This is a genomic window from Abyssibius alkaniclasticus (genome assembly GCF_020447305.1).
Classification (GTDB): Bacteria; Pseudomonadota; Alphaproteobacteria; order Rhodobacterales; family Rhodobacteraceae; genus Abyssibius; species Abyssibius alkaniclasticus.
Map to the genome: position 1 here is coordinate 1521993 of NZ_CP095732.1, position 13959 is coordinate 1535951.

The 13959-nt window shown below is 58.0% G+C and carries 11 protein-coding genes; 4 read left to right on the plus strand and 7 right to left on the minus strand.

All coding sequences use genetic code 11. The features are described from left to right. Positions 1-44: 44 nt before the first annotated feature. Positions 45-518, minus strand: a complete 474-nt coding sequence (gene msrB / locus LGT41_RS07690) for a peptide-methionine (R)-S-oxide reductase MsrB (protein ID WP_274129539.1) — start codon at positions 516-518, stop codon at positions 45-47. Between the two features lie 162 nt (positions 519-680). On the opposite strand from msrB, the gene LGT41_RS07695 reads away from it, so the two are divergent. Both LGT41_RS07695 and LGT41_RS07700 read left to right on the plus strand, forming a co-directional pair. Continuing rightward, on the plus strand, positions 681-1577 hold the full coding sequence (locus LGT41_RS07695; RefSeq protein WP_274129540.1) for a fatty acid desaturase: 897 nt from the start codon (positions 681-683) through the stop codon (positions 1575-1577). Then, positions 1574-2308 (plus strand): phosphate/phosphite/phosphonate ABC transporter substrate-binding protein, encoded by a 735-nt coding sequence (locus LGT41_RS07700; protein ID WP_274129542.1) that lies wholly within the window; start codon positions 1574-1576, stop codon positions 2306-2308. Before LGT41_RS07695 ends, LGT41_RS07700 begins: the two co-directional genes overlap by 4 nt. 84 nt (positions 2309-2392) lie before the next feature. Here LGT41_RS07700 and LGT41_RS07705 read toward each other — a convergent pair whose 3' ends face one another. The 6 genes from LGT41_RS07705 to pdxR all read right to left on the minus strand — a co-directional run bounded on the left by LGT41_RS07705 (position 2393) and on the right by pdxR (position 11303). After that, positions 2393-3259, minus strand: a complete 867-nt coding sequence (locus LGT41_RS07705) for a dimethyl sulfoxide reductase anchor subunit family protein (protein WP_274129543.1) — start codon at positions 3257-3259, stop codon at positions 2393-2395. Then, the gene (locus LGT41_RS07710) at positions 3259-3996 is read right to left on the minus strand and encodes a 4Fe-4S dicluster domain-containing protein (RefSeq protein WP_274129688.1); all 738 of its coding nucleotides are present in this window, start codon (positions 3994-3996) and stop codon (positions 3259-3261) included. Before LGT41_RS07710 ends, LGT41_RS07705 begins: the two co-directional genes overlap by 1 nt. Beyond that, entirely contained in the window at positions 3993-6806 is a 2814-nt protein-coding gene (locus tag LGT41_RS07715) for a molybdopterin-dependent oxidoreductase (RefSeq protein WP_274129544.1), read from the minus strand. The genes LGT41_RS07710 and LGT41_RS07715 overlap by 4 nt, the downstream gene beginning before the upstream one ends. A 6-nt stretch (positions 6807-6812) precedes the next feature. Further along, positions 6813-7949, minus strand: coding sequence for an acetate/propionate family kinase (locus LGT41_RS07720; RefSeq protein WP_274129546.1), 1137 nt, complete (start codon positions 7947-7949; stop codon positions 6813-6815). A 3-nt stretch (positions 7950-7952) separates the two neighbouring features. Next, positions 7953-9728: a sulfoacetaldehyde acetyltransferase gene (gene xsc / locus LGT41_RS07725; protein WP_274129548.1), complete on the minus strand. Its 1776-nt coding sequence runs from the start codon at positions 9726-9728 to the stop codon at positions 7953-7955. A 111-nt stretch (positions 9729-9839) separates the two neighbouring features. After that, positions 9840-11303 (minus strand): MocR-like pyridoxine biosynthesis transcription factor PdxR, encoded by a 1464-nt coding sequence (pdxR, locus tag LGT41_RS07730; protein ID WP_274129550.1) that lies wholly within the window; start codon positions 11301-11303, stop codon positions 9840-9842. A gap of 95 nt (positions 11304-11398) precedes the next feature. On the opposite strand from pdxR, the gene aptA reads away from it, so the two are divergent. Both aptA and LGT41_RS07740 read left to right on the plus strand, forming a co-directional pair. Further along, positions 11399-12715 carry an omega-aminotransferase AptA gene (aptA, locus tag LGT41_RS07735; protein WP_274129551.1) on the plus strand — a complete coding sequence of 439 codons (1317 nt, stop codon included), beginning with the start codon at positions 11399-11401 and terminating at the stop codon, positions 12713-12715. 148 nt (positions 12716-12863) lie between these two features. Further along, a complete protein-coding gene (locus tag LGT41_RS07740; RefSeq protein ID WP_274129553.1) occupies positions 12864-13952 on the plus strand; it encodes a polyamine ABC transporter substrate-binding protein in 1089 nt (362 codons plus the stop codon). The last annotated feature ends 7 nt before the right edge of the window (positions 13953-13959 follow it).

The window sequence follows — 13959 nt, forward strand, 5'->3', positions numbered from 1 at the left end:
CAGGTAACTGCGGCGCAGGCTGATGCCCGCGCCGACCGTGCTTGTCATGCAGGCGAAAAGCTGAGCGCGAGCCCGTTGATGCAATGCCGCTTGCCGGTTGGCGCCGGCCCATCGTTGAACACATGGCCCATATGTCCGCCACAGCGGCGGCAATGCTCTTCGGTGCGGCGCGAAAACAGGGTATTGTCTTCTTTATAGCCAACGGCATTGGGCAGGGTATCCCAAAAACTGGGCCAGCCGGTGCCGCTGTCATATTTGGTTGCCGAATCGTAAAGCGGCAAATCGCATCCGGCGCAATTATAGGTGCCAACGCGTTTCTCATTCAGCAATGGGCTGGAAAAGGCGCGTTCGGTCGCCTCGTCGCGCAGCACGGCAAACTGCTCGGGTGTCAGGCGCGCGCGCCATTCCGCCTCGGTCAGGGTGATTTCAAAAGCCTCATCAGAGGCCCGCATTGGCAGACCCAGAATGGCGGCGGTGCTGGCAAGGGCAGAGGCCCCAAGGAAGTAACGGCGTTTCATGGCGGATCCTTTCATTTTGGTGACCAACTCCATGTCTCTGTCTTGTTAAATACGGCGGATTCCCCAAAAAGTTTCAAAACCTGGCTCACGTCTCTGCGAGAGTTTTGGTTGCAATTTTACGTGAACAGGCGTAAATAACGCGAAAGTTTTCAATGAGGATATATGGACAGTAACCGGCGCCGCGGTGTCGAATGGCTGACGCTGGCAATCATCGCAGGCTGTTATGGCCTCTGGGCATTGCTTGTTTTTGTGCTTCCCTTGCCGGTCTGGCTGTCGGTCTTGCTGCTCATACCCGTGCTGACACTGCATTCATCCTTGCAGCACGAGGTTATCCACGGCCATCCACTACCGTCGCGCTTTTGGTCGATGCTACTTGTCTATCTGCCGCTGGGTCTGTGCATTCCCTATGAGCGGTTTCGTGACCAGCACCTGCACCACCATCTCGATTCCAACCTTACCGACCCCTATGACGACCCGGAAAGCGCCTATATGGACCCGCCCGTTTGGGCGCGCCTGCCGCGCGCAATCCGGCTTGTGCTGATGTTCAACAACACCCTGCTGGGGCGCATGTTGATCGGCCCGCTTGTTTCGCAATACGCCTTCATGCGCGCCGATCTGCGCGAAATGGCGGCGGGCGACAGGGCCATCTTGCGGGTTTGGCTTGTGCATATCGCCCTGTCGGCGGGTCTGGTCATATTGCTTGCGCGCTTTGCGCTTTTGCCGCTCGGCGGCTATTTTCTCGCCGCCTATTTCGGCCTGTCGGTTCTGAAAATCCGCACATTTCTGGAGCATCAGGCACATTTGCGCGCCTCCGGTCGCACGGTGATCATTGAAGACCGTGGGCCGCTTGCATGGCTGTTTTTGAACAACAACCTTCATGCCGTTCACCATGCGCATCCGAAATTGCCCTGGTATGAACTGCCCGAGGTCTATGCCAAAAACCGGGTGCATTTTCTGCGGCGCAATCACGGCTATACCTATCGCTCTTATGCGCAGGTTTTCCGCAATTATGCGCTGCGCCGCAAAGAGCCCGTGCCCCACCCGCTGCGCCACGAATGATTGCAAGCCTGCCGATGTATGACTGGCCGCATTGTCGCGCCCAGAATGACGCGCTTTGGGCCCATCTTGCCACGGCCTTGCGCCAGGCGGGTTTTGATGCGCCAAAACGCCTGTCGCGACCGCGTGATCTGCACAGCCATTGGAAACGTCCGGGCCTGCTGCTTAGCCAGACCTGTGCCATGCCCTTCCGTTTGGGGCTGTGGCGCCATGTGCAGGTTATCGGCGCGCTTGATCACGGGTTGACGGGCTGCGCGCCGGGGCAATACCGTTCGGCGCTTGTCGTGCGCAAAAATGACCCGCGCGACAGTCTTTCCGGCTTTCATGGCGCGCGGGCGGCCGTGAATGCACGCAACTCGCAATCGGGCTATGCGGCATTGTTGCGGGCTGCCGAGCTTGCGCGTATCAAGTTGGGGGCATTTCAGCTTACCGGCGCTCATGCCGCATCTATCCGCGCGGTAGCTACAGGCGATGCTGAAATCGCCGCGATAGATGCTGTCAGCTGGCGCATGGCGCAAGACGTGATGGGGGAATGCCGCAACCTCAGACTGCTCGCAATGACAGAGCCAACACCCGCCCTGCCACTGATCTGCGCCAAGGGCGCGGATCGCGATGCGCTTGCTGCGGTCATGGCGGCGGCGTTCTCAGCTTTGCCAGACGCGTTGAAAGAGCGTTTGAAAATTGCAGGATTCGTGGCGCGAAACAGTGAAGATTACACAATCTCGCCCTGGTAGGCTGGAAGAAAATATTACAAACCGAATGGTATTTTCGTGTTTTTGCAATTTCAGCACCCGAAAATTGCAAAAAACGAATATTCGCTAATCTTTGTAATACAGGCGCACCACATGTTCGGATTCTGCGAAAAACAGCCATCGCGCAACGAGAACAGCCGCAAGATGCAACACCACCATACCCCCGGCCATAACATGGCCAATGGGCAGTGTGGCAAGTGCAAGGCCTTGGCCAACAAGCAGCACGATCACAACCAGTTTAAGCTTCTTGGCCGTTGTCGCGGCAAGATGGTTCACCATTTCACTGGTGACATAGTTGCGCGCCGTGTGCGGCGATTCCAGCATTCGCACTGTTCCCAGCCCACCCAAAGCCGTGGCCGTGCCCGCATTGCTGCCAGACCGTGCAAGTGCCGCCCGCCCCCGCGCCCAATGCGCGATTTGTAGGGCCAAAACCACAACTGTGCCAAAGACTGACGCCCAGATCTGGCCTGCAAGCAAAGCGCCACCGGCCAGCGCGTAGGCCAGGAATAGTATAGGGGTTAACCATGTATTCCATCGCGGAATCGTGCGCAACTGCGCGTAAATCATTGCCGTGCAAACTACGGTAAGCGCCGCAAGGGTAGATACGATATATCCAAGCAATATCAGTCGCTTATCTGTTAGAAGCAACACAATATAAAGCGCAAACAGCGCCATTGTCAGCACGGATAGAACGGCTTCGCGGCTTAGCCAAGACGTGCGCCACTGGGTGAATGCCTTCAAGAACCGCTGCGGATTGCCCAGATGAAGCAATGAGGCAAGCAAGCCGATTCCTGCCAGGCCAAGCGCCAGGGCGCCATACACAATTGCGACCCAGCCGGCAACGTCTGGATACCCCAGGCCAATGACCGCCATGAGTCCGAAACCAAGGCCAGAAAGCGAAGTGAACGCCATGATCGACTTTGCCGGATGCATCAGAGACGCTCCAAAATCCGGTCAACCCAACCCAAAATACCGCCTGCTTGGCTGGGTTCGGTATCAAGCAAAGGCGCAAGAATGTCGATCTGGTCGCGCGGGCGTGGCGGCAGATAGCGGTTTACGGGCTTTGTGCCAAGTTCCGGCATCAGCGCGGCCCCATTACGTTCAGCAGTTAACAATGAGACATTGCTTTGCGGATCGGCGAAATCACCAAAATGACGCGCCCCCGCCGGGCAGGTGCGCACACATGATGGCACCCGGTCAATCTCGGGGATGTTTTCGTTATAAATCCGATCAACGCAAAGGGTGCATTTTTTCATGACTCCGGCATCGGCATCCATCTCGCGGGCCCCATAGGGGCAGGCCCAGGCACAAAGCCCGCAGCCAATGCAATCGGCCTCGTTTACCAGCACAATCCCGTCTTCAACGCGCTTGTAGCTTGCGCCTGTCGGGCAGACGGTAACGCAGGGCGCGTCTTCGCAATGCAGGCAGGAACGGGGGAAATGCACCACCTGGCTGGGCGCATTTTCTTTTGCAATTTCATAGCTGTGAACCCGGTTCAGGAAGGTGCCGCCATTGTCGCCCCCATAGGGGTTCTGGTCGGAAAGTGGCGCGCCATACTGGCTTGTGTTCCACTCCTTGCAGGAAATCACGCAAGCATGGCAACCGACGCAGGTGTCAAGGTCAATCACCAGCCCAAGCTTCTTTTCGCTATGTTTTGGCAGGGTGGTCACGTCCATTCCTTTCCATAGGCGAGCGATTTGGCAGATGTTGCAACCGGGTTTGTTTGCTGACCGGTGTCGGGCTTGCTGCGCAGGCCTTCCGGGGCTTCAATTTTTTCAATTTTCACGAGCAAATCATACCAGGCGGCCTGGCCGGTAACCGGATCGGCATTTGCCCAGCGGTGGCCATCGGCCTGGGAAGGCAGCAGTTCGCTGATCAGATGGTTTAGCAGAAAACCTTTTTCAGATTCCGAAGCGCCAGCTTGCAGCGACCATGCCCCACGGCGTTTGCCAATGGCGTTCCATGTCCATAATGTGTGCGGATTCTGCGCATCCATGCGCGCAACAGGCACGATGATTTCACCGTGGGGCGAGGTCAGCTTCGCCCAGTCGCCAGCCGAAAACCCATGTTCATTCCAAACAGTCGCTGGAATATAAAGCGGATTATGCCCGTGAATCTGGCGCAGCCACGCATTCTGGCTTCCCCAAGAATGATACATCGCCGCCGGGCGCTGGGTAATTGCGTGCAGGGGGAACCCTTCTGCCGTGCCAAAGGGGGGATACCAGAACGGCAGCGGGTCCATCGCATGTTCCAACCGGTCGCGGATATGTTCAGGTGGTTTCAGCGCGTGTTTTCCCTGTGCGGCAAGGCGGAATTTTTGCAATGGTTCCAGATAGATGTTGAACGTATAGGGCAGTTGCACATCAAACAGCCCGCGCTCAACCGCCCAATTCTGGTAACCCTGGTTCCACGGTTTGAAATAGGCGTGTTGGGGGGCAATATGGTCGGCCCAAAAACCGCCATTTTCAATATAGGCGTCGATCTGGTCGCTGTTCGGCGCACCGCGCCCCTTGTCCTTGCCCGTGCCCCGAAACCCGGCCAAAGGGCCAATGCCGGGCCGCCGTTCGTGGCGCTGCATATAGTCGGCATAGTCTTTATAAACGGGCGCGCCGCTATCATCGACCATGCCGGGCAGGCCAAGCCTTGCACCCAGATCGAGCAGCACCGATTGAAAGCCGCGCACATCGCGATCGGGCGCAACCACCGGCCAGCGAATGGCGTCGCCCATCAGATCGGGCTCGCCGATTGGTCTGTCAAGCAGGCTGATACAGTCATGCCGTTCCAGATAGGTCGTGTCGGGCAAAACAAGGTCGGCAAAAGCCACCATCTCAGAGCTATAGGCGTCGGAGTAAATGATATGGGGGATGGCATATTCACCGTCATCCCGCCGTTGGCGCAGCATCTCCATTGTGCCCTGCGTGTTCATCGAAGAATTCCACGCCATGTTCGCCATGTATAAGAATAGCGTATCAATTTCATAGGGATCGCCCGCAACAGCGTTCGAAATCACCATATGCATCAGGCCGTGTGCCGAAAGCGGATTCTCCCATGTAAAGGCTTTGTCTATGCGCAGCGGCCGGTTTTCACCATCAATGGCCAGGTCTTCCGGCCCGCGCGGATAGCCAAGATGCGGCCCGGCCAGCGGCTGGCCCGGGCTTGCCTTTGCATGGGGTTTGGGATGCGCCTCGAACGGTTTCGGGTAAGGGGGTTTGAAGCGAAACCCGCCCGGCGTTTCAACCGAACCGAGCAGGATTTGCAGCATATGCAATGCGCGGCAGGTTTGAAACCCGTTGGAATGTGCGGAAATCCCGCGCATTGCATGAAAGGCAACCGGGCGGCCGACCATCTTGTCATGCGTCTGCCCGCGCCAATCGGTCCAGGGCCGGTCAAGCACAACCTCCTGCTCAAAGGCGACGCGCGCAAGCTCTCCGGCAATCTGGCGAATGCGCTTGGCGGGGATTCCGCAAGATTTTTCAACGGTTTCCGGCGCGTATTCATCGGCCAGATACCGTTCGGCCATAAGTGAGAAAACGGTTCTGCAAAGTGTATCGTTAACCGTTAAATTACCCTGTAATTCTGGCTGGGCACCGGGCGTATCCCAGGCGATAGCGGCCTGGCGGACACGGTCCCATACAAGCTCCTTGCCATTGTCGTCACGCAAAAACAGGCCAAATTCATTGCTTTTCCTGTCCTGGTTCACGAGAAAGGGTATATTTGTATAGCGTAGCAAATAGGGCAGGTCGATTTTGCCGGCTTTGAACAGGCAATGCACCAAAGCCAGAATAAACTGCCCGTCGGTGCCCGGCGTAATGCCAAGCCAGTCATCGGCAATCGCATTGTAGCCCGTGCGCACGGGGTTTACGGCAATGACGCGCGCGCCACGCGCCTTGAGCTTGCCAAGCCCCATTTTGATCGGGTTGGAATCATGGTCTTCGGCCACGCCAAACAGCATGAAAAGCTTTGTATGGTCCCAATCGGGCGCGCCAAATTCCCAAAACGCACCGCCCATCGTATAAATGCCTGCCGCCGCCATATTGACAGAACAGAACCCACCATGCGCGGCATAATTCGGGGTGCCGAAGGCCTGTGCCCACCAGCCTGTAAAGCTTTGGCTTTGGTCGCGCCCGGTGAAAAAAGCCAGCTTTTCCGGTGCTTTGGCACGCAAAGGCGCCATCCAGGCCGTTGCCAGGTTTAACGCCTCATCCCAACTGATCGCCTTGAATTTTCCTTCGCCGCGCGCGCCAACGCGCAACAGCGGTGTCTGCAATCTTGCGGGTGAATAATGTTGCATTATTCCCGCCGACCCTTTGGCGCAAAGCACGCCCTTGTTTACCGGATGGTCGCGATTGCCCTCGATATAGCTGACCTTGCCATCGCGCAAATGCACGTTGATGCCGCAGCGACAGGCACACATATAGCAGGTCGTTTGCCGGATTTCGTCGGCAACTTTGGGCGAGGTGTTCAAGGTTGGTTGTGCCATCGGCCCCTACATTAACGCAGCCGCGTTCTGCGCGATACGAAGTTCTTCATCAGCTGGAACGATATAGACTTGCACCGCGCTGTCCAGACTGTGGAGCCTGCGCGCATTTTCCAGATTCAGTTCAGTGTTATACTTGATTCCAAGCCAGCCAAGCCCATCAAGAATTCCTGCGCGAATTTCCGGGGCATTTTCACCAATGCCGCCGGTGAAGGCAACGGCGTCGAGCCCGCCCATCGTGGCGATCATCGCGCCGGCATGTTGCACTGTCCAATGGATGAAGTGGGAAACGGCGAAGCGCGCGCCAGTATCATCGGAAGCGAGTAGGCGGCGCATGTTGTTGCTGCCAGCAAGTGCGCTCAGCCCGGATTTATGGTTTAAAAGTTTACGAGTCCCTTCAACCCCGAGTTCATCGGCGATAGCCAGCACGGCCATCGCGTCTATGTCACCTGTGCGGCTGCCCATGCTCAGCCCGGAAACAGGCGAAAACCCCATCGTTGTTGCGCAAGACAAGCCATTTTTAATTGCACATAGCGAGGCACCATTGCCAAGATGGCAGGCCAGCAGGCGCGCGGGCAGTGGCATTGGATGGTTGTCGACCAGCGCACTGAAGGAAATGCCATGAAATCCATAGCGTTGCAGGCCTTTGTTTCGCCATTCAGATGGAAGTGAATAGGTTCTTGCCTCGGGTGAATTCGTGGTGTGAAAGCCGGTATCAAAGCTTGCAAACTGGGGCAAATCTGGCGCGCGTGCGGCTATGGCGTCTATCGCGGCAAGGTTTGCGGGGTTATGCAGTGGCGCCAGGGCAGCGGCATTTGCAATTTCACTGCGAATGGCGGGGGTAATGGCACATGGTGCCGACAAATTTGCGCCCCCATGCACGACGCGATGCGCGGCTGCGCGCAGATTCGCAAGATGAACTCCCCGTTCCGCCAGCAATTCGAATATCATGTTCAGTGCTGAACTATAATCATCAAACCGCGCGGGGCGCTCAGCGCCCCCGATCTGCAGGCGGCCTGTGCCAGGAATATCGGCCGCCATGCCCGACAGGTGGCGCTGAAAGCCCGCATCAAACACCGCGAATTTGATCGAGGATGACCCGGCATTCACCACCAGAATTTGGCCGGGTTCTGCCGGGCCTGCCATTGATCAGGCCCGCTTTTGTGGCCGCATGTCGGCAGCGTCAATCCCGGCCACGCAAACCGGGGCTTTCATGGCGTCACGGCGGAAAGGTTCGCCAAGTTCTTGATTCAAAACAGCTTCTATAAAGGTCGTGAGCCCTGCCTTCTGGTCTTTCAGGGCCGCGGAAAGTGCTTCGGTAAGCGCATCCATCGTTGCGACCTGCACACCTTTTAGCCCGCAAGCATCGGCGATTTTGGCGTATGAGACCTTGCTGTCCAGCTCGGTGCCGACGAAATTATCGGCATACCACAGGGTCGTGTTGCGTTTCTCTGCACCCCATTGATAGTTGCGAAAAATCACCATCGTGATCGGGGGCCATTCATCGCGGCCAATGGCGACCATCTCATTCATGGAAATGCCAAAAGCACCATCGCCTGCAAAGCCGACAACCGGTGTGTCGGGGTTGGCGATTTTTGCGCCGATAATCGACGGAAAACCATAGCCACAAGGGCCGAAAAGGCCGGGGGCCAGATATTTGCGCCCCGCTTCGAAACTGGGATAGGCATTGCCGATGGCACAGTTATTGCCGATATCCGAGCTGATGATCGCCTCTTTCGGCAAAGCGGCCGTAATCGCACGCCAGGCTTTGCGCGGCGAAAGCCAGTCGGGCCGCGCGGTGCGTGCGCGCGCATTCCAGTCTGTTCCGGGGTCGTCCTCCTCATGGTCGAGCGATGTCAACTCTTGCGCCCATGCCGATTTTGTTTGCGCAATCAGGTCTTTGCGTTCTTTGCGCCCAATGTCGCCAGCCGCCGCGCCCAATTGCGCCAGAATGCTGCGCGCCACGGCACCCGCATCGCCGACAATGCCGAGATCAACCCTTTTGGTCAGGCCAATACGGTCGGCATTGATGTCGACCTGGATGAGTTTGGCGGATTTGGGCCAATAGTCCATTCCATAGCCCGGCAGGGTTGAAAACGGGTTCAAACGCGTGCCAAGTGCCAAAACAACATCGGCCTGCGCAATCAGTTTCATCGCAGCTTTGGAGCCGTTATAGCCAAGCGGGCCCACGGCCAGCGGGTGGCTGCCCGGAAAGGCGTCATTGTGCTGATAGTTACAAGCTGCCGGGGCATCCAGTCGTTCGGCAAGTGCCACAGCATCGGGGATTGCACCCGCCAGAACAACGCCGGCACCGTTCAGAATAACGGGAAACCGCGCTTCAGACAGAAGTTTCGCGGCGGCGGCAATTGCGCGCGCGCCCCCTGTAGAAGGTTCGAATTCTACAATTTCCGGAAGCTCGATATCCACGATCTGCGTCCAGATATCACGCGGAATATTGATCTGCGCCGGGGCCGACATGCGCCGCGCTTTGGTGATTACCCGGTTCAGCACTTCGGCAATGCGCGATGCGTCGCGCACCTCTTCCTGATAGGCGACCATATCCTTGAACAGCGCCATTTGCTCGACTTCCTGAAAGCCGCCCTGGCCAATGGTTTTGTTCGCGGCTTGCGGCGTTACCAGCAGCATGGGCGTGTGGTTCCAATAGGCGGTTTTCACACAGGTCACGAAATTGGTAATGCCGGGCCCGTTTTGGGCAATGATCATCGCCATCTTGCCCGAGCTGCGGGTATAGCCATCGGCCATATAGCCGCCATTGCATTCATGCGCGACATCCCAGAACTTGATGCCCGCCTTTGGAAAATAGTCGGAGATTGGCATGAAGGCCGAACCGATGATGCCAAAAACATCTTCGATTCCATTGCGTTGCAGGGTTTTGACAAAGGCTTCTTCAGTGGTCATTTTCATGGTGGGAATCCCTGGAAATTTGCCTCAACATCCGGGTTTTAAGCCGGCATCATTAGGGCCAGATTGTTTAAGCGATAGGTCCAAAGGCCAGTCGCAATTCGCAGGCGCGCATCAACGCAAGGCGGCCTCGGCGCGGGCAATACGCGCGATGCCTTCGGGAATTCGGGCTGCGTCGATCGAAGAATAGGCCAGCCGGTAGAATCTGCCGCCAGGCCCTGGTTCGGCAAAAAACGGATCGCCCGGCTCGATCAGCACATCGTCATGGCGCAAGGCGGCGGCCAGCGCGGAGCTGTCCACGCCCTCGGCGGTTTGCATCCAGAAGCTCGTGCCGCCCGAAACCCCGCCGCGCAGCGCGCGCAGCCCGTTGGCGGCAAGGGCATCGCGCATTACCGTGCGGCGGTCTTTGAAGGTCGCGCGCATCCGGTTGATCTGCGCATCGTAATGGCCAAGCGCCAGAAAATAGGCCACCGTGCGCTGGATATGCCCTGGCGGGTGGCGCAAGACCGTGGCACGCAGCGCGCGGGCTTCGGCCACAAATTCGGGCGGGGCTACCAGATAGCCCAGCCGCAAACCGGGGAAGAGCGATTTGGAAAAGCTGCCCACGTAAATCACCCGCCCCTCGGCATCGAGCGATTTCAGCGCCGGGGTCGGTGGGTTGGAAAAGCTCATTTCGAATTCGTAATCATCTTCTACTATCAGCATGTTACGCGCCTTGGCCAATGCCAGAAGCTGGCGGCGGCGGGCCATTGGCATGGTCACCGTGCTGGGGGCCTGGTGGCTTGGGGTCACAAAAACCAGCCGTGCTGAATGTGGCAGGGCTTCGGGTGGCAGGCCGGCTTCGTCTACATCCACCGGCAGGGCTGCGCCAAACTGCGCCAGAATTGCCCGCAAACCGGGGTAGCCGGGGTTTTCAAACGCCGCCTGCCGCCCGTTGCCCAGCAAAAGCTGGCAGATCAGCCACAGCGCGTTCTGCGCCCCGATGGTGATGAGGATATTTTCGGGCGCCGCCGAAATGCCGCGCCGGGGCAGGGTGTGGCGGGCGATGTAATCAAGCAACATCGGGTCGTCATGCGTGCCATAATCGGCGGTCAGCGCATCGAAATCGCGCCTGCCAAGCGCCTGATGCGCGCAGAGCCGCCAGCTTGTATGGTTGAACAGCGTCGCATCGGTCTGCCCGTAGATGAACGGATATTTGAAGCGTTGCCAGCCCACCTCCTTTTCAACCACGCGCGCAGCGCCATGCCGCATATCCAGCCATTGCGCCCAGTCGATTTGCCCCGGCGGCAGGGGTTTGCGGCGGCGCGGCGCCTCGGCCAGCGGCGCTGTGGGGGCCACGAAATAGCCCGAACGGTCGCGGCTTTCCAGATAGCCATCGGCCACAAGGTCTTGAAAAGCCAGCGTAACCGTGATGCGCGCAATGCCCAGATGCTGCGCCAGTGCGCGCGAGCTTGGCAGGCGTTCGCCCTTGCGCAACCGCCCCGCCAGCACCGCCGCGGTAATTGATTGGCGGATCTGGCTTTGCAGCGTGCCCGGGCTGGCCGGATCAATGAAAAATGTATCGGCTGAAAGCGTCATATCCCTCCTGACTGGACCTATCTAACGGCCAATCTGGACATAAGTAAAGCGCGGCCACGGCCCTAGCGTTTACAAAACCCAAGCGGAGCCGTGCCATGCCACATGATGTTTTGCCCAACAGCCTTGAAAATTTCTGGGTGCCATTTACCGACAATCGCGGCTTCAAGGCCGCGCCGCGCCTGGTGAACGCCGCCTCGGGCACCTATATGACCGACCATCGCGGCGGGCAAATCATCGATGGCTCATCGGGTTTGTTCTGCTCGCCCGCCGGGCATTGCCACCCCAAGATCATCGAAGCGGTTCACGCCCAGATGCAGCGCAACACCTATACCGCGCCCTTTGGCATGGGGCATGATGGCGGCTTTGCGCTGGCCGACCGGATCGCGCGGTTAACGCCCGAAGGCATGAACCATACATTCTTCGTCAATTCCGGCTCCGAGGCGATTGATACGGCACTGAAAATCGTCATGGCCTATCATGCGGCCAACGGGCGCGACCGTATCCGCTTTGTCAGCCGCGAACGCGCCTATCATGGGGTGAATATCGGGGGCATATCGCTGTCGGGCATGGTGAATAACCGCCGCAGCTTCCCCGTGACCATGCCCAATGTGGTGATGATGCGGCACACGTTCACCGGCCAGGAGCTGAACCGGCCCGGCCAGCCGCAACAGGGCCATGAGCTGGCGAATGATCTGGAGCGCGCCTGCCAAACCTATGGCGGCGAAACGATTGCCGCCTGTTTTGTCGAGCCGGTTGCAGGTTCAACCGGCGTGCTGTGCCCGCCTGTCGGCTATCTCGAACGCCTGCGCGAAATCTGCGATACGCATGGCATCTTGCTGGTGTTCGATGAGGTGATTACCGGGTTCGGCCGGCTTGGCGCGCCTTTTGCCGCAGAAAAGTTCAATGTTAAACCAGATATCATGACAATGGCCAAGGCGCTGACGAATGGCGCCATTCCTATGGGGGCTGTCACCGTGGCCGACCATATTTACGAGGTCGTGACCAATGGTGCAAAGCCCGGCGCGATCGAGTTTTTCCACGGCTATACCTATTCGGCCCATCCGGCGGCCTGTGCGGCTGGCAATGCCATGCTGCAACTGCTTGAGGATGAAGACCTTTTCGCCCGCGCCAACGCCCTGTCCACCTATTTTGGCAAGGCGGTTCATGCGCTTGCCGACCATCCGCTGGTGATGGATGTGCGCAGCATGGGCCTTCTGGCGGGGGTCGAGCTGCACAGGGGCGCGGCCCCCGGCCAGCGCGGCACCGAGGCGCAAAAACGCATGTTCTGGAACGGTTTGCACGTCAAATTCACGGGCGATACCGGCATTCTTGCGCCAATGTTCATTGCCACGACAGCGCATATCGACGAAATGCTTGATAAATTCCGCACCACGCTGAACAGCCTCGCCTAGACCTTGCACCGTTTTGAAATTGGCGCAATCCTGCACAGGGTTGCGCTTTTTGCTTGATTTAACGCTTTGGATATTGGCCAGATAGGCACATCAATCCAAACGGCGCGCCTGAACGCGTTGCGCAATCCAGAACGGGAGTGAGATACATATGAAACTTAAAATCGTCGCGGCAGTTGTTGCCGCCGTTGCCGCACAGGCGGCCAGCGCACAAGACAATGTGCTGAACGTCTACAACTGGTCAGACTATATTGCCGAAGACACGCTGGAAAAATTCACCGCCGCCACGGGTATAACGGTGAATTACGATGTCTATGACAGCAACGAGGTGCTGGAGGCCAAGATGCTGGCCGGCAATTCGGGCTATGACGTTGTCGTGCCCACCTCCTCTTTCATGCAGCGCCAGATTGCAGCGGGGGTTTATCAGCCGCTCAACCGCGATCTGCTGCCGAATCTGGCCAATATGGACCCGGCGCTGATGGCTTCTGCCGCCACCTATGACCCCGGCAACGAACATTCGGTCATCTATATGTGGGGCACCACCGGTATCGGCTACAACACCGGCAAGGTCGAAGAAATTCTGGGTGCAGATGCGCCAACCAATTCATGGGCGCTGGTATTTGATCCGGCAAATGCCGAAAAACTGGCCGAATGCGGCATTACCATGCTTGATGCCCCGGTCGAGATGCTGCCCGCTGCCATGAACTATCTTGGTCTTGACCCGCAATCGACCGATCCGGCCGATTTCGAAAAGGGCGCCGAGCTGCTCATGCAGATCCGGCCTTATATCCGCTACTTCCATTCGTCGCAATATATCAATGACCTGGCCAATGGCGAAGTCTGTGTTTCCATCGGCTGGTCGGGCGATATCTTCATTGCGCAGGCCCGTGCCGCAGAAGCCGAGAACGGCATAGATATCGCCTATGTCATTCCGGATGAGGGTGCCTTGCAGTGGTTTGACATGCTGACCATTCCGGTTGATGCGCCCAACCCTGCTGCGGCCCATGCGTTCATCAACTTCATCATGGATGCGCAGATCACCGCGGATATCACCAACTATGTCTGGTATGCCAATGCCAACGCAGCGTCGCTGCCCCTGGTTGACGAGGAAATCACCTCCGACCCCGGCATTTTCCCGACCCCGGCCGCCAAGGAACGGCTGTGGAATTCGGTGCCCTATGACAGCCGGCTCGACCGCACCATTACCCGCCTCTGGACAACAATCCTGACAGGCCAGTAACGCATAC